At 38.5% G+C, this 24,040-nt stretch carries 22 protein-coding genes; 9 read left to right on the top strand and 13 right to left on the bottom strand.

The features are described 5' to 3' along the window. The first annotated feature begins 139 nt into the window (after window positions 1–139). Window positions 140–1,522 carry an NADP-specific glutamate dehydrogenase gene (gene gdhA, locus N7Z68_RS08060; RefSeq protein ID WP_275117956.1) on the top strand — a complete coding sequence of 461 codons (1,383 nt, stop codon included), beginning with the start codon at window positions 140–142 and terminating at the stop codon, window positions 1,520–1,522. 94 nt (window positions 1,523–1,616) lie between these two features. Here the strand turns inward: gdhA and N7Z68_RS08065 are convergent, their stop codons facing one another. After that, window positions 1,617–1,835: a hypothetical protein gene (locus N7Z68_RS08065; protein ID WP_275117957.1), complete on the bottom strand. Its 219-nt coding sequence runs from the start codon at window positions 1,833–1,835 to the stop codon at window positions 1,617–1,619. A 275-nt stretch (window positions 1,836–2,110) separates the two neighbouring features. Here N7Z68_RS08065 and N7Z68_RS08070 point away from each other — a divergent pair, with 275 nt between their 5' ends. Continuing rightward, window positions 2,111–2,263 carry a YjcZ family sporulation protein gene (locus N7Z68_RS08070; protein ID WP_275117958.1) on the top strand — a complete coding sequence of 51 codons (153 nt, stop codon included), beginning with the start codon at window positions 2,111–2,113 and terminating at the stop codon, window positions 2,261–2,263. A gap of 288 nt (window positions 2,264–2,551) precedes the next feature. Beyond that, window positions 2,552–3,760, top strand: a complete 1,209-nt coding sequence (locus N7Z68_RS08075; RefSeq protein WP_275117959.1) for a two-component system sensor histidine kinase NtrB — start codon at window positions 2,552–2,554, stop codon at window positions 3,758–3,760. 62 nt (window positions 3,761–3,822) lie between these two features. Here N7Z68_RS08075 and gltD read toward each other — a convergent pair whose 3' ends face one another. Then, window positions 3,823–5,301 (bottom strand): glutamate synthase small subunit, encoded by a 1,479-nt coding sequence (gene gltD, locus N7Z68_RS08080; protein WP_275117960.1) that lies wholly within the window; start codon window positions 5,299–5,301, stop codon window positions 3,823–3,825. Between the two features lie 15 nt (window positions 5,302–5,316). After that, complete coding sequence (gltB, locus tag N7Z68_RS08085; protein ID WP_275117961.1) at window positions 5,317–9,879, bottom strand: glutamate synthase large subunit; 4,563 nt, start codon at window positions 9,877–9,879, stop codon at window positions 5,317–5,319. Window positions 9,880–10,014: 135 nt separating this feature from the next. Here gltB and gltC point away from each other — a divergent pair, with 135 nt between their 5' ends. Beyond that, window positions 10,015–10,917, top strand: a complete 903-nt coding sequence (gene gltC, locus N7Z68_RS08090) for a glutamate biosynthesis transcriptional regulator GltC (RefSeq protein WP_275117962.1) — start codon at window positions 10,015–10,017, stop codon at window positions 10,915–10,917. Window positions 10,918–11,525: 608 nt separating this feature from the next. On the opposite strand, the gene N7Z68_RS08095 is transcribed toward gltC, so the two are convergent. Together N7Z68_RS08095 and N7Z68_RS08100 are read right to left on the bottom strand one after the other, a co-directional pair. Beyond that, complete coding sequence (locus N7Z68_RS08095; protein ID WP_275117963.1) at window positions 11,526–12,080, bottom strand: hypothetical protein; 555 nt, start codon at window positions 12,078–12,080, stop codon at window positions 11,526–11,528. A 213-nt stretch (window positions 12,081–12,293) separates the two neighbouring features. After that, on the bottom strand, window positions 12,294–12,701 hold the full coding sequence (locus N7Z68_RS08100; protein ID WP_275117964.1) for an acyl-CoA thioesterase: 408 nt from the start codon (window positions 12,699–12,701) through the stop codon (window positions 12,294–12,296). A gap of 448 nt (window positions 12,702–13,149) precedes the next feature. On the opposite strand from N7Z68_RS08100, the gene N7Z68_RS08105 reads away from it, so the two are divergent. Continuing rightward, entirely contained in the window at window positions 13,150–13,344 is a 195-nt protein-coding gene (locus N7Z68_RS08105) for a helix-turn-helix transcriptional regulator (RefSeq protein WP_275117965.1), read from the top strand. A gap of 1 nt (window position 13,345) precedes the next feature. Continuing rightward, window positions 13,346–13,828, top strand: coding sequence for a DUF3278 domain-containing protein (locus N7Z68_RS08110; protein ID WP_275117966.1), 483 nt, complete (start codon window positions 13,346–13,348; stop codon window positions 13,826–13,828). A 205-nt stretch (window positions 13,829–14,033) separates the two neighbouring features. On the opposite strand, the gene rbsK is transcribed toward N7Z68_RS08110, so the two are convergent. From rbsK to N7Z68_RS08145, 8 genes are all read right to left on the bottom strand, one after another. After that, entirely contained in the window at window positions 14,034–14,945 is a 912-nt protein-coding gene (gene rbsK, locus N7Z68_RS08115) for a ribokinase (protein ID WP_275117967.1), read from the bottom strand. Between the two features lie 268 nt (window positions 14,946–15,213). After that, window positions 15,214–15,471 carry a hypothetical protein gene (locus N7Z68_RS08120; protein WP_275117968.1) on the bottom strand — a complete coding sequence of 86 codons (258 nt, stop codon included), beginning with the start codon at window positions 15,469–15,471 and terminating at the stop codon, window positions 15,214–15,216. A 122-nt stretch (window positions 15,472–15,593) separates the two neighbouring features. Further along, window positions 15,594–15,980, bottom strand: a complete 387-nt coding sequence (gene crcB, locus N7Z68_RS08125) for a fluoride efflux transporter CrcB (RefSeq protein WP_275117969.1) — start codon at window positions 15,978–15,980, stop codon at window positions 15,594–15,596. Further along, the gene (locus N7Z68_RS08130) at window positions 15,977–16,381 is read right to left on the bottom strand and encodes a fluoride efflux transporter FluC (protein WP_275117970.1); all 405 of its coding nucleotides are present in this window, start codon (window positions 16,379–16,381) and stop codon (window positions 15,977–15,979) included. The genes crcB and N7Z68_RS08130 overlap by 4 nt, the downstream gene beginning before the upstream one ends. 174 nt (window positions 16,382–16,555) lie before the next feature. Beyond that, the gene (locus tag N7Z68_RS24350) at window positions 16,556–16,720 is read right to left on the bottom strand and encodes a GNAT family N-acetyltransferase (RefSeq protein ID WP_373323125.1); all 165 of its coding nucleotides are present in this window, start codon (window positions 16,718–16,720) and stop codon (window positions 16,556–16,558) included. After that, on the bottom strand, window positions 16,705–16,884 hold the full coding sequence (locus N7Z68_RS08135) for a GNAT family N-acetyltransferase (RefSeq protein WP_275117971.1): 180 nt from the start codon (window positions 16,882–16,884) through the stop codon (window positions 16,705–16,707). Before N7Z68_RS08135 ends, N7Z68_RS24350 begins: the two co-directional genes overlap by 16 nt. Window positions 16,885–17,146: 262 nt before the next feature. Next, entirely contained in the window at window positions 17,147–18,085 is a 939-nt protein-coding gene (locus N7Z68_RS08140) for an SDR family NAD(P)-dependent oxidoreductase (RefSeq protein WP_275117972.1), read from the bottom strand. Between the two features lie 52 nt (window positions 18,086–18,137). Next, window positions 18,138–19,667 (bottom strand): BCCT family transporter, encoded by a 1,530-nt coding sequence (locus N7Z68_RS08145; protein WP_275117973.1) that lies wholly within the window; start codon window positions 19,665–19,667, stop codon window positions 18,138–18,140. Window positions 19,668–19,898: 231 nt separating this feature from the next. Here N7Z68_RS08145 and N7Z68_RS08150 point away from each other — a divergent pair, with 231 nt between their 5' ends. The 3 genes from N7Z68_RS08150 (at window position 19,899) to N7Z68_RS08160 (ending at window position 23,855) form a co-directional block, all read left to right on the top strand. Next, on the top strand, window positions 19,899–20,357 hold the full coding sequence (locus N7Z68_RS08150) for a YtxH domain-containing protein (RefSeq protein ID WP_275117974.1): 459 nt from the start codon (window positions 19,899–19,901) through the stop codon (window positions 20,355–20,357). Between the two features lie 275 nt (window positions 20,358–20,632). Then, window positions 20,633–22,105 carry a methyl-accepting chemotaxis protein gene (locus N7Z68_RS08155; protein WP_275117975.1) on the top strand — a complete coding sequence of 491 codons (1,473 nt, stop codon included), beginning with the start codon at window positions 20,633–20,635 and terminating at the stop codon, window positions 22,103–22,105. Between the two features lie 181 nt (window positions 22,106–22,286). Beyond that, window positions 22,287–23,855, top strand: coding sequence for a catalase (locus tag N7Z68_RS08160; protein WP_275117976.1), 1,569 nt, complete (start codon window positions 22,287–22,289; stop codon window positions 23,853–23,855). The last annotated feature ends 185 nt before the right edge of the window (window positions 23,856–24,040 follow it).

A 24,040-nucleotide genomic window follows, 5' to 3' on the forward strand; every position in this document is an offset into this window, starting at 1 on the left:
ATTTTTGATATTGTTTAGATGATTATTTTAATTATAAAATAAATTACAGTAAAAAAGCTAACAAACAAAAAAATTGGTAATATAAATAATTTTTATAATCTTTAGATATACATATTTACATTTTTGGGGGTAGGGGAATATGAAAACAATGGAGAAAATGAAGCAATCGTATACAAAAGAAGTTCAAGAGTATGTAGATGCAGTATACGAAGCAGTAAAAAAACGCAATCCCAATGAAGAGGAATTTTTACAAGCAGTTAAAGAAGTCTTTGACTCTTTAATTCCTGTGCTAGCTAAAAATCCACAATACATTAAACAAGCGATTCTTGAGCGAATCGTTGAACCTGAAAGACTGATTTCGTTTAGAGTACCGTGGGTAGACGATCAAGGGAATGTTCAAGTCAACCGTGGTTTCCGTGTTCAATTCAACAGTGCCATCGGTCCATATAAAGGCGGGTTACGTTTTCACCCATCGGTTAATGCTAGTATCATTAAATTCTTAGGTTTCGAGCAAATTTTCAAAAACTCTTTAACAGGCCAACCAATCGGCGGTGGTAAAGGTGGATCTGACTTCGACCCGAAAGGTAAGTCTGACGCTGAGATCATGCGCTTTACGCAAAGCTTCATGTCAGAGCTTAGCCGCTATATTGGCCCAGATATTGATGTTCCAGCTGGAGATATCGGTGTTGGTGCTAGAGAAATCGGTTATATGTTTGGACAATATAAAAAGATGCGCGGCGGTTACGAAGCAGGCGTACTAACTGGAAAAGGTATCGGCTACGGCGGAAGTTTAGCGCGTAAAGAAGCAACTGGATACGGAACGGTTTACTTTGTTGAAGAAATGTTAAAAGATAAAGGTTTACGTTTTAAAGATAGTGTAGTAACTGTTTCTGGATCAGGAAATGTTTCCATTTATGCAATGGAAAAAGCAATGCAATTAGGTGCAAAAGTAGTTGCATGTAGTGACTCTGGCGGTTACATCTATGATAAAAACGGAATTAACCTAGATACCGTAAAACGTCTTAAAGAAATTGAGAACAAGCGTATTAGTGAATATGTAAAAGAACATCCGGAAGCCCTTTATTTTGAAGGCTGTACAGATATCTGGTCCATCCCTTGTGATATCGCACTTCCTTGTGCAACACAAAATGAAATTGATGAACAATCAGCAAAACTTTTAGTTTCTAACGGTGTAAAAGCTGTTGGTGAAGGTGCTAACATGCCATCAACTCTAGAAGCAATTGAAGTCTTCTTAGATCAAGATGTATTATTTGGACCAGCCAAAGCCGCTAATGCTGGCGGAGTATCTGTTTCTGCACTAGAAATGGCTCAAAACAGCATGAGACTTTCTTGGACATTTGAAGAAGTGGATGCAAAACTTCATGAAATCATGAAAAACATTTATCGTGAGAGTGTAAAGGCTGCTGAAGAATATGATGCTCCTGGTAACCTTGTTGTCGGTGCCAACATTGCTGGATTTGTAAAAGTAGCAGATGCAATGATCGTTCAAGGGATTATTTAATCGAGTAAAATAATACTAAATCAAAAAGCTGATGAGATCTCAACTCTCATCAGCTTTTTATCATTTTTGTCTCTTCTTCTTATGTTGTAATCCCCTACAACTTCCCTTCTCGGATCCACTGCCATATTTTATACGTACCGAATAAAGCAACGATGAACACTCCGATAAGACCGATTACCCAAATCGTCAACATATTTAACTCTTGTAAATCCCCAGCATTTAAAATAATAAAAATTAAAATTCCAATAAACATGAGCCAGGTCATTACGATAGGAACAATGTTAATAACTCGTAAAAATCTACCTTCATTCATAATAATCCCGCTTTCTATCCATATCGTTTTTAGATCATAGGATGATAAAATTCACTTTTTTTATCTTAACATACCTCCCCTATTAATGAACATACTTCAAAGAAATTTCAGAGTTCGGTTCAAAGTTATTAAACCTTTTTAAAATTTTGAAGCCTAGATTACATCTTCTCAATATTTTTATATGAACCTATTTCACTTTTCTTCCATTCCGGCCTATTCACGTATTGAGCTTTTTACATAGTATGTACTATCCGCTTAAGGAAGGTGGTGAAATTATGAGTTACTACGGAGGTTACGGCTGTCACTACGGTTATGCTCCTGTAGCTGGTGTTGCTCATCACGCGCCAGGAACAGGTTTCGCGTTAATCGTTGTATTATTTATCCTACTCATCATTGTAGGAACTGCGTTTACGCACAAGAAGTATTAATTTGATGAAAAAGGTTCCATCCTTTTAAAGAGCGTCAATGAATGACGCTCTTTATTTGGTAATCTAAGGTATCTATTTCCACATTGTGTTTTGTGGTGGATGGTGATTATTCACGTACTACATAGTATAATTTAATTATTATTTAATGGCTCATATCTATTCTATTGAACACTTGAACACATATATCAAATCATTGCTACACGACTTGTAGTTATGAATATTGATAACATTACATTACTGAAATTGTTTGATAAAAAAGAGTCAAATATTTCATAGGAGCTTTAAAAAATGCTTAAAAAAGGATTGGCTAACTCTGACATACAGAGAATTTTAAATGCACTACCATTTGGTGTACTGATCGTTGATGCAAAAGGGGAATTTTTACATATCAATTCAAAAGTTTATGATATTTGGGGTGTCGATCCCGCAAAATGGGATAAACACACGGTGTATGGAGAGTACGAAGGATATTATAAAGGTACAGATCAAAGGATATCAAAAGGAGATTGGGCGGTCATCCGGGCAATCGAAAAAGGAGAAACATCATTTGGTGAAGTAATTGATATTCAAACATTTGATGGAAGAAAAGCAACGATTTTAAATTCAGCTATTCCCCTTTTTACAGCTGGTGGACGCATTGATGGTGCTGTACTTACCATCTCGGATATTACCGAGGTAAAACAACTTGAAATAGAATTAAATATCCATAAAAGGTACTTATCTGATCTCGTAGAAGAGAAAACAAGAGAACTTAAAGAAAAAAATGAGAAATTGAAACAAGAAATGCTTGAAAATGAGCGGCTCCACAAAGAAAAAAGAAAGATGGATCAATTGCATTTAGTTGGTGAAATGGCTGTCGGTTTTGCACATGAAATTCGAAATCGGATGACAACTGTTAATATGTTTCTACAATTTTTAAGTACTACTGATTTATCAGACCAAGAAAAAAAACAAATGATTTCAACTGTGCTATTAGATGTTGAACAAGCCAATGCAATTATTTCCGAATTTGTTATGCTTTCTCACAATAAAAAAGTCGAGCTCCGCCCTAATAACCTTAATAAAATTGTAAGAGAAAGTATATTGAAAATACAAACCGATCTTGAAATTAACACTAGCCGTTTCATTTTCATTAATGAAGACTCAATCCCTGATATTTGTGTAGATGAAAATGAAATCACACAACTCATCATGAACTTAATAAGAAATGGACTAGAGGCTATGGAGGATGATCAAGTTTTAACCATTAAGACTCTTTCTAATGAAAATGAGATTTTATTATTGATTAAGGATGAAGGTCCAGGGATACATCCATCCATTTTAGATAAAATTGCTACTCCTTTTTTCACTACCAAAGATCATCACATCGGTCTAGGCTTATCAAAGTGTTATAGTATTGCCGAGAGAAACCAGGCGACGATTACGTTAGATACAGGGGCTACTGGGACAACCGTTACGGTTACATTTTTAAATACTTCAACCGACCTTCACTGCTAGCTCGTTAGCAATTAAAACCCTAGGAAAACAATCAAATTTCCTAGGGTTTTACTATGATTTTTTTATTTCGCCACGGCTGTAAATAAGTACTCATCAACAGCTGTCGCGACTTCTCGCCCTTCATTAATCGCCCAAACGATCAGGCTTTGGCCTCTTCTTGCGTCCCCAGCTGCGAACACACCATCGACATTCGTTTTGTAGTCACCATATGCTGCATCAATTTTATTATTCTTCGTTTCGACACCGAATTGTGCAAGTAACGGTTGTTCTGTACCTTCAAATCCGATCGCAATAAAAACATGTTGAGCCGGCCATACTTTTTCACTACCCGGAATTTCTTCGAAGTAAAAATTTCCGTTATCATCCTTTAATTTTTCCATTTGGATCGTGTGCAATTCTTTTACATTTCCATCCGCATCCGCAACGATTTTCTTCGTTTGAATGGAGTACTGACGTGGATCGTTCCCGAATTTTGCTGTCGCTTCCTCATACGCATACTCTAAAGTGAACACGTTTGGATAAGCTGGCCACATGTTATCCGAGCTGCGCTGTTCTGGTAATCTCGGGTGCTTACCGAATTGAACGACACTGCGACAATTTTGACGAAGAGCTGTAGCGACACAGTCTGCTCCTGTATCCCCGCCACCGATGACGATGACATCTTGATCTTTAGTATCAATGAACTTTCCATCCGTGAAGTTTGAATCGAGCAAGCTCTTTGTTGTGTCTGTTAAATAGTCCATCGCAAAGTGAATGCCGTTTGCTTCACGACCTTCAATCACAAGATCACGTTGCTTTTGTGCACCGGTACAAAGGATGACAGCATCATATTGAGCACGAAGTTCTTCTGCTGTAATGTCTTTTCCTACTTCTGTATTTGTCACAAATTCAATGCCTTCTTGTTTGAGTAATTGAATACGGCGCTCAACGACTTCTTTTTCAAGCTTCATATTGGGGATACCGTACATCAGCAATCCACCTGGACGATCGGCACGTTCATAAACCATTACCGAATGACCTTTTTGATTAAGCATGTCAGCACTTGCTAACCCAGCTGGACCTGATCCGACGATCGCCACTTTTTTCCCCGTACGCTTTTCTGGTATCCGCGGGTTAATCCATCCGTTTTCAAACCCTTTATCGATGATCGTACGCTCTATATTTTTTATAGAAACAGCCGGATCTGAAATCGCAACCGTACAGGACCCCTCGCAAGGAGCCGGACAAACTCTTCCTGTAAATTCCGGAAAGTTGTTTGTCATCATTAGGCGGTCTAATGCTTCTTTCCATCTGCCGCGATACACTAAATCATTCCATTCAGGAATTAAGTTATGAATCGGACAACCTGTCGTAACTCCTTGTAATTCCGTTCCCATGTGGCAGAAAGGAGTGCCGCAATCCATACAGCGGGCTCCTTGCTGGCTTAATAATTCATCCGAAAAAATCGAGGAATACTCTTTCCAATCACTTACTCGTGCAAGCGGATTCTTTTCATTTGGCTTCTGGCGCGAATACTCCATAAATCCTGTTGCTTTTCCCATGTCTCCCTCTCCTTTCTATTGACCTACAACTTCTAGTTTTTTAGCAGGTGTTTTTGCTTTTTTCTCTTGTGCCGCATTGGCTTGGAAAGCTGTCATTACCGCTTGGTCATCTGTTAGTCCAGCTTGTTTCTGCTCGCGGATACTTTCCATCATGCGCTTATAGTCTTTTGGAATCACTTTTACAAACTGTTTTACATATTGATCCCAATTGTTAAGGATTTCATTTGCTCTCTGACTTCCGGTATACCCTAGGTGTTTAGAAATCATTTCACGAACTTCATTTACATCTTCATCTATAACTAATGTTTCGAACTCAATCATTTCATCGTTGCAAAGTGATTTGAACTCGGCCGCATTTTCCGGTAATACATAAGCAATTCCACCAGACATCCCAGCAGCGAAGTTTTTACCGACTTCACCTAAAACGACGATACGTCCACCGGTCATGTATTCACAGCCATGGTCACCGATTCCTTCGACAACGACATGGGCACCACTGTTACGAACCGCAAACCGCTCTCCAGCTTTACCGTTGATATAAGCTTCTCCACTCGTTGCTCCAATAAAAGCAACATTACCTGCTATGACATTTTCTGAAGCATTGAACGTGGACTCCGCTGGTGCCTTTACGATGATCTTCCCACCGGATAAACCTTTGCCGATATAGTCATTTACATCCCCTGTTAACTGAAGTGTCATCCCGCGTGGAACGAACGCACCAAAGCTTTGACCCGCTGAACCTGTAAAGCGAAGTGTAATCGTATCTTCGGCAAGACCTTCTTCACCGTAACGTTTTGAAATTTCACTTCCGACAATCGTACCGACAACACGTTGTACATTCGTAATTGGGAATGAAACATCTACTGGCTTGTTATTTTCTATGGCTGACTGCACAGCAGGTAAAATTTCTTGAATGTCTAACGACTCGTCAATTTTATGGTTTTGTGATGTTTGACGAATACGCGTACCTTCTGGTTGATATAAAAGCGTTGATAAATCAAGGTGTTTTGCTTTCCAATGCGATTTAGCTCGCTCGCTTACTTCTAGCACATCTGTACGCCCGACCATTTCATCCATGGTTCTAAACCCAAGCTCAGCCATTAGTTCACGAACTTCTTCAGCAACAAAACGCATATAGTTCACGATATGGTCAGGGTCACCAGTGAATTTGTCTCGAAGCTCTGGATTTTGTGTTGCGACACCAACTGGACACGTATCTAAATGACAAGCACGCATCATAATGCACCCTAAAACAACAAGTGGTGCCGTTGCAAAAGCAAATTCCTCAGCACCGAGGATCGCTGCCATCACAACATCTTTCCCTGTCATCAGCTTCCCGTCCGTTTCAAGCACCACACGGTCACGCAAGCCGTTCAACATTAACGTTTGATGAGCTTCTGCAAGTCCAAGCTCCCACGGTAACCCGGTATGCTTAATACTTGTTTTTGGCGAAGCTCCAGTACCACCGTCATATCCACTAATCACGATAACGTCTGCTGCCCCTTTTGCAACACCTGCTGCAATCGTACCAACACCCGCTTTTGATACAAGCTTGACACTAATTCTTGCATCACGGTTTGCATTTTTCAGATCATGAATTAACTGTGCTAAATCTTCAATCGAATAAATGTCATGATGAGGCGGTGGTGAAATTAAGCCAACACCTGGTGTGGAACCTCGAACTTCAGCTACCCAAGGGTACACTTTATTTCCTGGAAGCTGACCGCCTTCACCTGGCTTTGCTCCTTGGGCCATTTTAATTTGCAATTCATCGGCATTCACTAAATAATGACTTTTTACACCGAAACGACCCGATGCAATTTGTTTAATCGCACTGCGGCGGTTGTCACCTTTTTCATCCGTGGAGTAACGGCTTGGATCTTCTCCGCCTTCACCGCTATTACTTTTTCCACCGAGTCGGTTCATCGCAATCGCTAACGTCTCATGGGCTTCTTTACTTAATGAACCAAAAGACATCGCGCCTGTTTTAAAACGGCGCACAATCGAGTCAACGGATTCCACTTCTTCAATCGGCAACGACTGACGACTTGGGTTAAAAGCAAACAAGTTGCGCAGGAAGCCGATTTTTTCTCCATTTGCCATCTTCGAATACTTTTTATAGAGGCTATAATCCCCCTTACGACATGCCCACTGAAGAGTATGGATTGTATGCGGATTAAACGCATGGAATTCTCCGTCTTTTCTCCACTGGAAATCACTGCCTGACTCTAATGAAGAATTACTCACCTCTTTGTATGCCTTCTCATGACAAACGACAGCTTCTTTTGCAATCGTGTCTAAATCGACTCCGCCAATTTGAGATGCAGTACCTGTAAAATAACGATCGACTACTTGCGCACCAATACCAACAGCTTCAAAAATTTGGGCACCGCGGTAACTTTGTACCGTCGAAATTCCCATTTTTGACATCACTTTAACGACGCCTTCTGTTACACCTTTTACATATTTACTAACCGCTTCGTCATAGCTAACTGCTAAGCTACCATCCGCGACGACTTGTTTGTAAGTTTCAAATGTTAAGTAAGGATTGATTGCATCCACACCGTAACCGATTAATGCCGCAAAGTGATGAACCTCTCTCGCTTCACCTGTTTCTGCGATTAAACTTACTTTCGTGCGTAACCCTTGACGAACAAGATAATGATGAAGTGCACTTCCAGCAAGTAATGCAGGGATTGCTGCTTCTTCTTCGTTCATGTTTCGATCTGATAATATTAATAGACTTACTCCATCTTGGATCGCTTGTTCAGCTTCAGCAAACATTTGCTCTAAGGCACTTTCTAGATCGGTTTTGAAAAGAGTATCAATCGTTACACTTTGGAACTTCCGATTTTTATTCGCTTTTAATTGCTCGATCTCACCGTTAGTTAAAACCGGCGTATCCAGTTGAATACGGTAGCAATTTTCTTGATTTGGATGAAGGATATTACCTTCTGCGCCTAAATAGGATACCGTCGCTGTGACTAGTTGCTCACGAATCGAATCTATTGGTGGGTTCGTTACCTGTGCAAACGTTTGTTTAAAATAATTGAACAAGGACTGCGGATGATCTGATAAGACCGCTAATGGACTATCATTCCCCATCGAACCAATGGGATCTTTTCCTTCGTTAATAATTGCAATTAAATATTTTTGAACATCCTCATACGTATAACCGAAGGCTTTTTGACGTACGACCAAGTCAGAAACAGGCTGCTTAGTTTCTTCTACTTTCTCATCTAACGTAACAAGCTGCTCTTCTAACCATTGCTGATAAGGTTCAGCACTTGCCATTTCCGACTTTATTTCTTCATCTGAAATGATGCGGCCTTCTTCTAGATCAATGAGAAGCATTTTTCCTGGGCTTAAACGATCTTTATAAACGACGTTTTCAGGCTCGACATCAATGACACCAACTTCTGACGAAAAAATAATGTAGTCATCTTTTGTTACATAATAACGTGCCGGGCGCAGACCATTTCGATCTAAAATCGCTCCGATTTGCTTACCATTTGTAAATGAAATGGCTGTCGGTCCATCCCACGGTTCCATTAGACAGCTATGATACTCATAAAAAGCACGTTTTTCTTTTGACATATGCGGGTTTTCTGACCACGGCTCTGGAATTAACATCATCGCAGCATGTGCCGGCTTGCGTCCAGCTAGTACGAAAAACTCTAATGCATTATCAAGAATAGAAGAGTCACTTCCATCTGTATCTAAGATCGGTAAGACTTTCGGTAAATCTGCACCGAATGCTTCAGAAATAAATTGCTGTTCACGAGCTTTCATCCAATTTACATTACCTTGTAGCGTATTAATCTCTCCATTATGAATAAGGTATCTGTTCGGATGCGCTCTCTCCCAGCTCGGGAACGTGTTTGTACTAAAGCGGGAATGCACTAAAGCAAATGCCGACGTAAACTCCTCATCTTGTAAATCCAAATAGAAAGCATCTACTTGTTCAGGAGTTAACAAGCCTTTGTATACGATCGTTTGACTTGAAAGGCTGGCAAAGTAAAATCGTGTATCTTGTTCTTTAGCAAAACGTTCTGCCTGTTTACGAATAATGTATAGTTTACGTTCAAATTCAATATCTTCTTTAACGTTATCATTGGCACCAACAAACACTTGACGGATCATCGGACAAGTTGCTTTCCCGCCTTCTCCAAGCTGTGTTGGATCGACAGGAACCGTTCTCCAACCTAATAACGTCTGTCCTTCTTCTTTAATAATTTCGTTGATACGTGCTTCGATTTCGTTCCGTTCAACATCGTTGTTTGAGAAAAAAATCATACCGACCCCGTAACGACCTTTTTCCGGCAACTTCATCTCAGGGCAAACTTTTCGAAAATATTGATCTGGAATTTGCACCATTAAACCAGCCCCGTCACCAGTAAGCGGGTCACTCCCTTGCCCGCCGCGATGGTCTAATTGACAAAGCATACCTAGACCTTTTTTTACAATATCATGTGTTGCAAATCCTTTTATATGAGCGTATAAACCAATTCCGCACGCGTCGTGTTCAAACTCCGGTCGATATAGACCTTGCGCTTTTGGCAGATAATTGTATGTCATATATTCTCCCCCTTTTGTTTATTTCACGTTTGAATTTTTGTATAGTATTATTTTAGGTTTTCAAATCGATATAAACAATATATGATTTAGATAGAAACCATCTCGAATCAATATAGATAGGAGTGACAGTTATCGATGGAGTTACGACAATTGCGTTATTTTATCGAAGTGGCAGAACGAGAACACTTCACCGAAGCAGCAGAACATCTTCATGTTGCACAGTCAGCTATAAGTCTACAAATCTCAAAACTCGAAGCCGAATTAGGCATCACATTATTTGAACGAACCGGACGAAACATTAAGTTAACACCGATTGGGAAGACGTTTTTAGTTCATACAAAAAAAGCGATCAAAGCGATTGATTATGCGAAAGAAAAAGTAGACGAATATCTAGATCCCGAAAAAGGAACGATTAAAATTGGTTATCCAACGAGCTTAGCTAACCACTTACTGCCTACTGTGATCTCGGCGTTTAAAGCGAACCATCCGAATGTCTCGTATCATTTAAGGCAAGGTTCGTATGCCTTATTACTTGAATCTGTAAAAAGCGGCGACATTGATTTAGCGTTTCTTGGCCCCGTCCCAAGTAATGATCCTGACCTTTATACTGATATATTATTTTCAGAAGGAATCTCGTTATTAGTTCCAACCAATCATCCATTATCAGATAAGAAAAGTGCTTCTCTCAGTGATTTGCGAACAGATGACTTCGTCTTATTTCCTAAAGGGTATGTATTACATGACATTGCGGTTGAAGCGTGTAAGAAAGCCGGGTTTAAACCGAATATTACAGCTGAAGGAGAGGACATGGATGCGATCAAGGGGCTCGTCTCTGCGGGGATCGGTGTTAGTCTTTTACCTGATGGAACCTTTTATGATCGCGAATCCAGATTAACGACGAAAATATCGATTGCTTCACCCGAAGTTAAGCGAACGGTCGGTATCATTACCCCTAAAAATCGTGAGCTGGCACCTACCGAAAAAGTATTTTATGAGTTTGTAAAGCAGTTCTTTTCCCGCTTAGACAAATTTCAATAAGAAAAGCGGAAGGTGCCTGCTTATCGGCGACAAGCGCTGGAGGGCCAGCAATACGTGTCTTGCTCTTTAGACACGTTTGACGGACCGAAGCGACCTCGAGCCGATGGCACCTGGAGCTAGACACAGAAAAGCGCAAGGTGCCTGCTTAAAAGTGATTTTTCGGTATTCACCAATCGACAACACTTTTACACGCTATGATCGTTCAGGTGCTATGTTTTACTTTTACGGCACTGAGAGGACGCTATTTTAGCAGAATTGGCCTCTTTTAAGCGTTTGGGGCACTGAGAGGCTCTTATCTCCTTAATATTAAGCAATAACATCATAAAATATAGTAAATAAGGGCTTCTGAAGTCCCTATGAATTCAAATTAGCGACTTTTTAAAGAAATAAGGGCCTGTGGAGTCCACAAATTCTTTCATAGATACGTCCTGAAGACCTTTCTCTCTGCACAACTAATGTTTGACGTATCGCACGGAAGCAAGTGCAGTCTGTGAACAAAGAGGTTAGGCGCCTACTATTAAAAAACGACTTTCTCGTAAAAACAAGAAGAGCCAGGCAGCCTCCAATTAGTATGGAGAGCACCTGACTCTATTGAGATAGCTTTTCTTCTATTTATTCGCGTCATTATCCACTCGTTCTACTTTACCGAGTAGTATCTTGTACTTTATCTTTTCTTTCAAAATAAGTTCTTCATCTACATAGATACGGCAGTTAAGATTTTTCCAACCGCCAATTTTCACCTTAACTTTTTTCGTTGTGCCGTAATCATCAATAGTTCCATTCAACTGGTAGAACGACCACAACCAGTGATACCAGCGGTTCCTTTCATTTTGATCCATGAGGGATCCATTAATGTATAACTCTTCTTTGTTATATTCATTGTTTACTAAAATAATGTTTTTTCCATATTTTACATCAAACTGTTGCTTTAGGTCGGTTTTGATTTTCTCCCAATCCTCGTCAAAAACTTCCTCGTTTTCTTTTTCGGGTTGATTTTTCTTTTTGATCTTACTAAACATCCATTCGAATAAAAATAGAATGATAAATAAAGAGACTAACATCACAAAGAAATTATCAAATACAGTCCCCTTTGTAATTACGGCATAATAGTATCCAAATAAAAACATTATACCAACATAGATTAAAAACTTAAAAAACTTCAAAATTATCGCTCCTCACTTTCATAGGAAAAACTATCCATTAAAATATGTCTTATTAATTGTAACATAATGGAATAAAAATATGGTATTAAATATGTAAAAGAAATGTAAAGCGAAAAATAAACGTTAACTGCACAAAAAAGGACTTCCAACCGGAAATCCTACTCATAGATTGCACCTGTTATATTAATTACAATACGCACACTACAAAGATATTTATGAACAATACGACGGATCTACCTTCACAGGTAAAGTCCCATCTTTTTGAAGCAGCTCTCGGACTTGATCAGGAACCCTCACCTTTTGTCTCGTTTGTATATCAATGGTTGTGAGAACAACCTCTGATTTTGAAACAAGTTGTTGGTGTACATCAACCACGCTTTGCTCTAGTGTAAAACTAGTGTTTCCTACACGTGCAATCTGTGTACGTATGTTGAGCTGATCTTGATCAAACAATTCTTTTCTAAAATCCGTACTCAGATGAACAACTACTGCTTCTACTCCAGTTGAAATGCAAAACTCATACCAAACCGATCTTGCTTCGTCCATGTATCCAATCAGTTCCACGTTACTTAAATGGTTGTTCTTTGTTTCTACCACAAACTGGCATTCAGAATACGTCATCCTTTTTCCTCCTCATATGTCCCATTAAAAATCACCCTAATAATAACTTCACTATTCTAGATAAGTATTCCTTTATTTTTCAGGCAGTTTTCTTAAAGTTTTGTGCATTGGGATCTTTTTCGATAGTTGAGGAATTAGTGCACTTTAAGGAGTTTACTAGGAAAAGTAGTGTTCCATAAGTGTGTTTTGACGTGCGCTAATCAAAATATTTAGGGGAATCCGTGATCCATTTTCCCGAATTGGCACCTAGTAAAGTCATGAGTCATAAAAACAAGGTGGCTCTACCCATAACGACTAGTGACTATATCCTCAGAAATCACCCAAGTTAATTTTACCTAAAAATGGTAATTGTCGCCACTTTTTATTGACCAGAACACCCTAATAAAGTAACATATAAATTACATTTCGCAACATATATATTACATCTCATCCTACTGTAGGTGATCACTTGAAAAATAAAGTAAGGGTAGCTCGTGTTGAACGCGCGATAACTCAGGAACAATTAGCAAAAAAAGTCGGTGTGACGCGTCAGACTATTGGTTTGATTGAAAACGGAAACTACAATCCAACTCTGCAACTTTGTATCGCCATTGCCAAAACGTTAGATAAAACGCTTGATGATTTATTTTGGGAGGTTGATTAGTATGGAAAAATCTTGGTTATCCGCCATATTACCCTCAGACGAATACAAACAAAAAATGCTTCTCTACTATTTAGGTGAAGCCGCTGTTCTTAACCTCATTGTTCTACTAACACTATTCTTCTTAAATCGTTTATTTCCGCATTGGAATCTCTCCGTAGAAGTTGGCCTAGGTATTAGTATTATCGTGTTTATTTTTTACGTCTCGACAAGATATATGTTCTCAGGAATGGAATATGCAAATGTGACAACCGAAACTTCATTTAAGCTCGAACGAAAGAAAATACTCTTACGTTCGATGAGCTTCATCAGCTTGTATTTACTAGTTTATATGATTTTCATCGGGTTTCCACGAAGTGAAGGACAATGGAGTGAGATTCTAGGTCTAGTGCTTCTAATTGGCTTTGTCTATTCAATTTCTAGCTATATATCTTTAAAGCGCTCATATAACAAAAATAGAAGTTTACTAGATGAGAAATCAGGGTAACTTATATATAGATCAGTCCCCTATACATTTTTTCTATAGTTGCCAGGTCCATAACGATTCCGGACCTGGCTTTTTATGAAGGTCGAATCGCGAATGCAATGCTCAGATCAAGAGATATTTTCATAGGGCATTTATTTAAAAGTTCAGATGATAGATATTTCAATATATGAAAAGAACAACCAATTTGAAAGCCGATATTATAGTCCTACTGTAACCTTTGAACTTCTTCCATCGTCGGCATGCCTGCTTGAGCACCGATTTTTGTCACAGCATGAGCTGATACCTTTATAGCAAATTCAACAGCCTCATGAAGTGGTTGTTTTGATGCTATTCCAAAAGCAAGTGCACCGTTAAACGCATCTCCGGCCCCAGTCGTATCGACGACCTCTACCTTTCTACTCGGCAGTTTCAAAAATTGTTGATCTTTTTCAAATACAACCCCTTGTTTCCCTCTAGTGAGAATTACATGTTGAATACCTTTTTGCCGAAGAGAACGGAAGGCTATTTCATATCCTTCTGCAGTTGAGGTTCCCGTTAGAAACATAAATTCTGTTTCATTCGGAGTAAAGTAAGTGATTTTTTCAAGAAAGTTTTCTGGTAACTCTTTTGCTGGTGCTGGATTTAACAAAACAGGAACACCGTGTTGTTCAGCAAGTGTAATCACTTCGCCCACAATAGGCAAAGGAATTTCAAGCTGAAGAACTACGATATCACAATTGATGATTAGTCCCTTATTTTTTTCCACCCATTGTGACGTAAGCTCATAATTAGCTCCCGGAACGACGATGATATGATTATCATCAGGTGTAACCGTAATTTGAGCTATACCCGTCGGCTTCACTTTGCTTGTGTCAATTCCGCGAACATCAATACCTTCTTCTAACAGCTTCTTTTTTAATTCTTCACCATTCAAATCAGCACCGATGCAACCGATGAAAGACACGTCAGCTCCTAACCTAGCTGCAGCAACAGCTTGATTGGCACCCTTTCCCCCTGGTAAAGTTGTGTAGTTTTCACCAAGTATCGTTTCGCCTGGAGACGGAAAGCGAGACGTTTCCGTAATTAAATCCATATTAATACTACCGACTACCGTGATTTTCGGTCTTGTTTCAGTCATATTATCACCTGCACATTTATCTTATTATAAGAGGAGTGAAGTTTAGTCACTCCAATTCCCATATAAAACCGGTCTCAATTAAATAATACAGTCTCCCCTTATCATACATCAGAACAAGCCTAATATGCTTTTATTGAAAAAAATTACAAAACCACAACACCCGGTTGACATAATTATTTATTGGTAAACAAAACAGACTAAATCCACATTGGAGATTTAGTCTGTTAATTAGGCTTTATAGAAATCAGATACTCGACAGTTTCACATGTTATTGAAACTTTTCTAACTGTGACATTGTTTCAGCTTGTTTTTTCTGTACTTTTGCCTGTGCTGATTGAACGTCCATTTGCTCTTGTTTTACTTGTTCTTTTGCTTGAAATAACTGCATCTCAGCTTGTTGCAATTGCTGTTTCTCCATTAATAGTTCTTGCTCGGCTGCATTCATCTCTGCTTGTGCCTGTTGAAGTTGTTGCTGATCTTGTTGTTGTTGATTTTGTTGGTTTTGCTGATTTTGTTGTTGATCCATAACCGTTCCTCCACATGAATTATTTAAGTAGATTTATCTCAATGTTTAGGGTACACAAAATCGATATTTCTATGCTTCAACAGTGCACATTTGGACATACTAAAATAAAATTAATATTTTCTTTAAAACAGCTGGCCAATCGATAAACCAATGATAAAAGCTACAATACTTCCACCGATCGAAAGTAAAAAGTAAACCGAAGCTTCTTTCAAATGTTTATTTCGTACGAGCTCAATTGTTTCCATACTAAATGTTGAAAATGTAGTGAAGGCTCCAAAAAAACCGATGGCTAAAAAAAGAAACAACGGTTCCTCATAGGCAGCTGAAAGAGGAATCATACCGTAGGCCATCGCAAAAAATAAGCCTAAACCAAATGAACCGAGTAAATTGACAGTAAGCATAGCAACAGGAATTGGCGGGTGTGGTTTTCTTTTCATAATCGCTAAGCCAAGCAAGTAACGAGAGACAGCGCCAATAGCTCCTCCCAATCCTAAAATCAACGTACTCATGACCATTGCCCCTCTTTTTCTTGTTTCGTTTCACTCCACTTGCTTCCTAACAGTAGACCAACAAAAGCAAAGGCTAATCCTCCAACTAAAGATACAACCAAATAAATAGCAGACTCCATTAGTGACATTTGTTGATATAAAAATAAACTGTCCGCTGCTAACGTTGACATCGTAGTAAATCCACCACAAAAACCAACTCCTAATCCTAGCTTTACCCATTCTCGTGGTTTCCGGTGGATAAACCAGCCTGTAAAAAGTCCGAGTAATAAACTTCCGATGATGTTTTCAATTACTGTACCGATTGGGTAACCTGCAAATAGTGTATAAACATTTAAGGTATACCTCAACATCGTACCAACTGCTCCACCGATTGCAATAGCAATAATATTTTTATAAACCAATATGTAAGCTCCTTTCTAAAGGAGTATTTTCCATAGACAATAAATATAGACAATAAATATGTTGAACTTTATTATATAGAAGATATTGCTCCTGAGCAATGAAGTCGATAACAACAAAAAACGATACTATCTAATGAGTATCGCTCAGCTAATTTTGTTCAATCTCTCTGCCATTTATATCTGACCTGTTTTAATATACATAATTGATTGTAATTCATTAAACCCGAGATTTTCATATAGTTTTTTTGCAAAATTCTTGGCATAGACGTTTAATCGTACTTCATCGTACCCTTGACGCTCTAATTCTTTTACTGTCTCTTTAATTAGTTTTTTCCTAATCCTGCTCCTCTAAATTCAGGAAGCAAATATAATTCATAAATAAACCCTGCCCTTTTTTCAGTCATATAGTCGATGTTCTCACCAATAAGCGCCCATCCTTTTAGCGACCCATTTTTATTACGCAGGACGACATAATAAGCACCTGAACTTAGTACGCTCAACATTAAACTCTTCGCCTTCACCCCTATTGGTTTTACTTCTATCGTATTCGAAAGAGAGTTTGGTCAAGAATAATAATTTTTACTGATAAGAATTTATTACAACAATACGAGAGTCTTGACATACATGCGCCGCAGAGTTAAAAAACAAACCCACTAAACAGCTAGTTAGGTCCGTATCCTTTTGACCCCGTAACGTCTAGTTAAGTCTGTTTTAAATTCATTAAAGCGCTTAGTTAGTGCAACTTAGTATGTATCTAACAATCTTCTATTGCGTTAGTTCTCTACATAAATTCCAGACCTTATCCCAATTATCTCTATTTTCAAGATAAGCTGGATATAAGTCTGAACCTGTAAATTGCTTGATTTGCATCTTATAATTTGGTTTTGTAACAGTTGGTTCCATGATTTGATTTTTATCATTAATTAGCTTCCCTGTTGTCGTTTTAAAATGGTCAGACATACAGATTTCAAAGTAACACTCTGCAAACTTTTCAGGAGGCGGGAAAAATAAATTTTGAATTCTTGCGATCATTCTCCAACCAGGTTCAAATTTCATTAACGTCTCTTTGGACATTTTTGCACCATTTATTTGGATCGCATTCACTTTAATCCCATTCTCCTGCAATACTTCTGCCAATTTAAATGTCAGTAACACCAAGGCCACCTTCGAGTCCCGATACATGGTATACACACTAAATTTCTTGTCGTCTTTACGCTCGCCTCTTAAATTACTAACATCAAGGTCTTTTTTCGGATCAAAGTAATGCTTTACAATATTACTAGAGGCATGAAGAATTCTAGCATCCTCTGATTTTTTCAGATGATCGACCAACAACATCGTCATTAAGTATGGCCCAATCACATTTGTCGCAAACGTTAATTCAATCTGATTGGCGCTAAGACGATATTTTTCACCATGATTGGCATAAGCTGCATTATGGATAAGCACATCGAGTTTCTCATACCGATTTTTGAATTCCCTACAAAACTCACGGATCGAATCAAAAGAACTAACGTCAAGTTTGATGAGGTCGACCTGATCATTATTAGTTGTTTGCTTTATGTCGCTTTGAACTTCCTTACTAATTTCCAGGTTTCGACATGCCATAATAACTGTACAACCTTCTTTAGCAAACTTGAAAGCTGCGGCTTTCCCTATTCCAGAATTCGCCCCCGTGATCAATACAATTTTTTCATTATTCATTTTTCGTCCCTCACGGTTATATTCCAATTTTTTTAACGATTTTTTTACTAATTTACCAATCTTCTTTTTCTTCCACCTTATGCTCCTTAATTCCTTCTCGTTTCAACGATTTATAAATAGCTACCATCATGATAAACATAAGTATGGTATACGGCAGAGCGATAACGATGGCTGTCGCTTGCAGTCCTTTGAGCCCACCGCTCATTAAAAGAGAAGCAGCAATGGCTGAAACGAGTAACCCCCATGTCACTAGCTTATACTTGCTTGGATTTAGACTCCCGCCTGAAGAAAACACACCTAACACATACGTAGCCGAATTAGCTGACGTTATAAAAAAAATCGAAATCAGAACTAAGGCAGCCACACTCAAAATAAACCCAAAAGGCAACTGATCTAACATAAGGAATAGACCACTTTCCGGAGTATCTCTCACTGTAGAGGCTATGCCCGCTTCCTCCTTCGTTTCTTGGAATAACGCCGTCCCTCCAAATGCAGCAAACCATAAGACACTTCCTAGAGCTGGGACAAAGAGTACACCTACGATAAACTCTCGTAAACTTCTTCCTTTTGATATTCTAGCAATGAAAGTACCTACAAATGGACTCCAAGCAATTACCCAAGCCCAATAAAAAAACGTCCATTCACCTAGCCAATCATTATCTGTGTACGGTGTTGTCTGAAAACTAAGCGGAACGAGTTGAGTGATGTAGGTTCCTAACGTCAATGTAAAATGTTCCATAATAAAAAGCGTCGGTCCGATCACAATAACGGTAATAAGAAGCACGGCAGCTAGCGTGAGATTGCCTATACTTAAATATTTCATCCCGCGATCAATTCCTGATAAGACTGAGATGAGAAAAATGACAGTAACAACTAGAATAATAGAAAGCTGAGCAACTTCCGGATTTTGAATAGGAAACAATTGAGAAAGACCGCCGCTCACTTGAAGGGTACTTAGACCAAACGAGGTTGCAATCCCGACTGTCGTTCCAACAATCGCCACCACATCGATCGTCTTGCCCCATCCACCTCTTATCCTATGCCCAATAACTGGGTAAAAAGTAGAACTGATCAATCCCGGCAAACCTTTTCTATACTTAACAAAGCCTAACGCCAAGGCAACAATCCCATATACAGCCCAAGGATGAATCCCCCAATGAAACACTCCGTACAATAATCCTTTCTCCGCAGCCTCTTGTGTGTTCGGCTCTACCCCTTCTGGTGGATTTACATAATGAGAGAGTGGCTCTGCCACACCCCAGAATACAAGTCCTACGCCCATACCTGCTGCAAACAGCATGCCAATCCATGTGTAATAGGAGTATTCAGGTTGATCTTCCTTTTTTCCAATCTTCATATGTTGATACGGACCAAACCCTAGGAATAAACAGAACCCTACAAATAATGCTGTAGCTAATACATAAAACCAGCCAAACACATCATTTACAAAATGCAACCCAATAGACATCGTATGTTCCATATGATCAGGAAAGAAAATCCCCCACAATGTCATAAGCAATACGATTATTGCTGAAACAGTAAATACGTTAAACACACTATTTAGTTTCTTTTTGTTCCCCATATTTGTTCCCCCTTGTTGCTATATCGTCCTTAAATATTAATTACAACTCTATTAACCTTTTAACGAGCTAAAAAAACATTTATTTATAGAACTTATTTTGGTATTTTTTATCAAAACCTACTCCTTTCCTTACTTTAAACACTCAGTTCTATCATTCAAAAGAAATCGAATGTTTAAACTTTCTCTAACTCGGTTACAGAATACTAGACACTTAAAAAGGAGTTGGTAGGAATGAAACATCAAAAAAACTTTGCACTAGGCACTGTCGTAGGAGGAGTAGTTGGAGCTACAGCAGCACTACTGACCGCTCCCAAATCGGGTGAAGAACTAAGAAAAGATATTCAAAATGAGCTAGCAGAGGGAAAAAACAAAACCGAAGAAGTGACAAACGAAATTAAAGAGAAGATGAGCGAACTATCTGAGATCATTAATGACAGCTCTTCAAATGTATCCCAAACCGTTAAACAAAAAAGTGAGCAGGTCATAAATGAAGCTATGGAGTTATTAAAAAATACGGATTCACCCCATAAGATGAACATAGACCACTTAAAAGAAGTAGTTAGGGAAATCATGAAGGAGGAAATGAATGCGGGCCAAGATATAAAAAAAGTTGTAGAAGATGAGGTCAAAAAGATTGAACAGAAACTAGGGGAAGATGTAAAAGACTTAAAGCAAACTGTAAAAAAATGATTTAAATCGAAAGGATGATTTAAAATGGCAAAAGCAGATAAATTAATGTAATAAGCAAACCAGGTGGTACCTCCACCTGGTTTATTTATGTCATAGAAGGTTGTTATACAAAATCGACTTAAGTTTTATATCTATTTAAAAAAATTTATTACTTTTATACCAAAAGTATGATAAAGTACCTATGTTTATCTTGTCGATTTATGATAATATATTCATTAATAGTAAGTTACTAGTAAAATATAACTAATAACACTACACACCATGGAGGTTTTTTTATGACAGCTCTCGAATCAATGCAATTAAACGACATCAAGAAAAAGAATATCCTTATGTTAGTAACTTTTTCAATCTCACTAATTGTAGCTATTGGCAATACGATCGCTATCCAAGATAATTTTGGAATTTTAGTTTATTCTGTTGAATTGGTTGGATTTATTCTCTTATTTATATTATTCCAATATATATTAAAGCGACCCAAATTTTTTGCTACTGGAGCAATTCTATTTATCTATCTATTCGTGTTTTTGAACATTTTACTACAAGGCCCTAGCTTAACCAATGTTATTATCGTTTTATTCTTGACTCTTATTTCAGCTATGCACTTTAACCGTAAACTGTTTACAATTGGATATGTGTTAGGGTTTATCGCTATCATCCTTTCAACGAGCCTTGATCAGAATAGTTCAGAACTCATTCAATCTAGTTATGTCACTGTTATTTTAGTATATATCTTGTCCGGAATTGTGCTTGGCGTCCTTATCTATTTAAATCAAAAACAATTTTTACAATTACAAGATTTTATTAGTCAGGCTGAGGAAGACAGTCGTAAAAAAGAAGAACAAAAGAATAAACTAGAAGTAAGCGTTACTGGCATTATCGAGGACGTACAGAAAGTAAATGACCAAGTAAGAAACAGTTTACAATCACAAGACGAAATTCGCTTAGCCATCAATGAACTCGCCTCAGGAAGTACTACGCAATCTGAACAAATAAACGAGATTTCTGAAAATGCTTTTACCACAAAAGAAAAGATGGAAGAGTTACATAACGTCTCAACCGATCTTTCGGATGCATCTAAACACTCTAGCACGATTGCTAACAAAGGACATCATCAAGTGTTAGAACTTAATCAAGATATGAAACAACTCGAGCAAATTATCGAAAAGTTAAATCATACGTTCACCGTTCTTACTAAAACGATAGAGGAAACGAATACATTTACAGGTACTATTCAAGAAATCTCAGAACAAACCAACTTACTTGCCTTAAACGCATCTATTGAAGCAGCAAGAGCTGGTGAAGCTGGCAAAGGATTTTCAGTCGTAGCACAAGAAATACGAAAATTAGCAGAATTAAGTAGAAATACAACAGATAAAATCAACCTTAATCTTTCTCAATTAAATAATAGTAATTCGGAGGCGTTAGAAAGAATGAAGGAAAGCAGTAATTTTATCGGCAAAGGTCTGCAATCCACTGAAGATGTCACAACCTCTCTCATTTCAATGAAAGACATGTTAGAGTCGTTAGACGGAAAAGTTCATTTCTTGACGGAATTAGCAGTAGGTGTAAAACAACGATCAACCAATGTTGAAACTTCAACAAACGAATTAGCAGCGATTATCGAAGAATCGTCTGCAAGCCTGGAAGAAATGACAGCCACTATTGAGAACCTGACAACCGACAATCACTCCATCGCACACCTTATGGAAGAAACTTCTAAAAAAGCTTCACAAATATTAAATTCTTAACAAAGAAAGCTTGCACTATTTTAGTGTAAGCTTCTTCTTATTTACCCTATAGCTTACCGATAACCTCTCCTGTGCAGTTTCATAAATTGTTACTGCATTTTTAAAAACCATACATGTTTTTCAGTAAATATTGGCATCCTATTTTTGGTAAAGAAAACTTTTCCATTAAAGGAGCCGTAACATGAATAACGAACCAAATGAAAATAACCAAGCAGCCGATGATATGTTAACAAATAGACAAGGGCATCCTGTTACAAATAATCAAAGCGTACGAACAGTAGGAAATCGTGGACCAACAACACTTGAAAATTATGATTTCCTTGAAAAAGTCAGCCACTTTGACCGTGAACGTACGCCTGAGCGTGTCGTACATGCTCGCGGTGCGGGTGCTCATGGGTACTTTGAGTCATACGGTACAGTAAACGGTGAACCGATTTCGAAATATACACGTGCTAAAGTTTTTACAAATACTGAAGTCCAAACCCCTGTTTTTGTCCGGTTCTCTACTGTCGTACACGGTGGACATTCCCCAGAAACGTTAAGAGATCCCCGCGGGTTTGCGGTGAAGTTTTACACAGAGGATGGAAACTGGGATTTAGTCGGAAACAACTTAAAGATTTTCTTTATTCGAGATCCTCTGAAGTTCCCAGATATGGTTCACTCTTTTAAACCTGACCCGGTAACTAATGTACAAGACCCCGAAAGAATGTTTGACTTCTTATGTCAAACGCCAGAATCGATGCACATGGTGACCTTCCTGTTTTCACCGTGGGGGATTCCAGCCAATTACCGCAACATGCAAGGCTCTGGTGTGCATGCTTACAGATGGGTCAACGAAGAAGGAAAAGCAGTGTTAGTCAAATATCACTGGGAGCCTGTCCAGGGAATTAAAAACTTAGCTCAAAAAGAAGCCGATCAAATTCAAATGACCGATTTTAATCATGCGACCATGGATTTATATGAAGCCATTGAGCGTGGAGATTACCCGGAATGGGAGCTGTATGTTCAAATTATGGAAGATGGCGAGCATCCAGAGTTAGATTTTGACCCGCTTGATCCAACGAAGTTATGGTATAAAGAAGATTTCCCGTGGCACAAAGTCGGTAAAATGGTTTTGAACAAAAATCCTGAAAATTATTTTGCAGAAGTCGAACAAGTCGCCTTCGGTACAGGTGTACTCGTTGACGGGCTAGACTTTTCTGATGACAAACTTCTTCAAGGCAGAACGTTCTCCTACTCCGATACGCAGCGTTATCGAGTGGGATCAAACTATTTACAATTACCAATTAACAAGCCGAAAAAGCATGTTGCTTCCAATCAAGAAGCTGGACAAATGGATTACAGAACGGACTTTGGCAAGCACCAAAATCCACATGTCAATTATGAACCTTCACTTATTGGCGGGTTAAAAGAAGCACAAAACCCTGGTAAAGAACATGAGCCGTATGTAGAAGGCAATGTAAAACGCGAAAAGATTTCTCGTGAAAATAACTTTGGTCAAGCAGGTGAGACGTACCGCAGACTAAATGATTGGGAACGAGACGAACTCATTTCGAATTTAACAGGCGCCCTCGCTACCTGTCGAAAAGAAATTCAAGATCGTATGGTAGACATGCTGACTCAGTGTGACGAAGATTACGGTAAACGAATTGCTGACGGGCTTAAAAAAGCTGGTGAACAACAAGATACAAAAGCAGAAGAAGCCGCTCATCAATCCGAACAAATGGGTCATCCATCTGATCCATATTAATTTGTTGTGCTATCTTCCTTAAAAGAAAAGCTGAACATCTGAATGTTCAGCTTTATCTTTTTGCAATTTTTTCTATTTCATCAATTTACGTGAACAGAGATTGCGTCATAAAAAAAGAAGTAATTAAAATCTTAAGAAATTTTGCGGACTCAGAGGCCCTTATTTTCAAAGTTTCCGCCGTTATA

The organism is Alkalihalobacterium chitinilyticum (assembly GCF_029028005.1).
In the GTDB taxonomy this organism is placed as follows: domain Bacteria; phylum Bacillota; class Bacilli; order Bacillales; family Bacillaceae_F; genus Alkalihalobacterium; species Alkalihalobacterium chitinilyticum.

Bases quoted from the DNA above. Each gene is read 5' to 3' on its own strand.
- N7Z68_RS08145 (WP_275117973.1), bottom strand. From the start codon at position 19,667: ATGGGGAACAAAAAGAAACTAAATAGTGTGTTTAACGTATTTACTGTT.
- rbsK (WP_275117967.1), bottom strand. From the start codon at position 14,945: ATGACTGAAACAAGACCGAAAATCACGGTAGTCGGTAGTATTAATATG.
- gltD (WP_275117960.1), bottom strand. From the start codon at position 5,301: ATGGGAAAAGCAACAGGATTTATGGAGTATTCGCGCCAGAAGCCAAAT.
- gltC (WP_275117962.1), top strand. From the start codon at position 10,015: ATGGAGTTACGACAATTGCGTTATTTTATCGAAGTGGCAGAACGAGAA.
- N7Z68_RS08150 (WP_275117974.1), top strand. From the start codon at position 19,899: ATGAAACATCAAAAAAACTTTGCACTAGGCACTGTCGTAGGAGGAGTA.
- gltB (WP_275117961.1), bottom strand. From the start codon at position 9,879: ATGACATACAATTATCTGCCAAAAGCGCAAGGTCTATATCGACCGGAG.
- N7Z68_RS08155 (WP_275117975.1), top strand. From the start codon at position 20,633: ATGACAGCTCTCGAATCAATGCAATTAAACGACATCAAGAAAAAGAAT.
- N7Z68_RS08140 (WP_275117972.1), bottom strand. From the start codon at position 18,085: ATGAATAATGAAAAAATTGTATTGATCACGGGGGCGAATTCTGGAATA.
- gdhA (WP_275117956.1), top strand. From the start codon at position 140: ATGAAAACAATGGAGAAAATGAAGCAATCGTATACAAAAGAAGTTCAA.
- N7Z68_RS08160 (WP_275117976.1), top strand. From the start codon at position 22,287: ATGAATAACGAACCAAATGAAAATAACCAAGCAGCCGATGATATGTTA.
- N7Z68_RS08070 (WP_275117958.1), top strand. From the start codon at position 2,111: ATGAGTTACTACGGAGGTTACGGCTGTCACTACGGTTATGCTCCTGTA.
- N7Z68_RS08120 (WP_275117968.1), bottom strand. From the start codon at position 15,471: ATGGATCAACAACAAAATCAGCAAAACCAACAAAATCAACAACAACAA.
- N7Z68_RS08075 (WP_275117959.1), top strand. From the start codon at position 2,552: ATGCTTAAAAAAGGATTGGCTAACTCTGACATACAGAGAATTTTAAAT.
- N7Z68_RS08110 (WP_275117966.1), top strand. From the start codon at position 13,346: ATGGAAAAATCTTGGTTATCCGCCATATTACCCTCAGACGAATACAAA.
- crcB (WP_275117969.1), bottom strand. From the start codon at position 15,980: ATGAGTACGTTGATTTTAGGATTGGGAGGAGCTATTGGCGCTGTCTCT.
- N7Z68_RS08135 (WP_275117971.1), bottom strand. From the start codon at position 16,884: ATGTTGAGCGTACTAAGTTCAGGTGCTTATTATGTCGTCCTGCGTAAT.
- N7Z68_RS08065 (WP_275117957.1), bottom strand. From the start codon at position 1,835: ATGAATGAAGGTAGATTTTTACGAGTTATTAACATTGTTCCTATCGTA.
- N7Z68_RS08100 (WP_275117964.1), bottom strand. From the start codon at position 12,701: ATGACGTATTCTGAATGCCAGTTTGTGGTAGAAACAAAGAACAACCAT.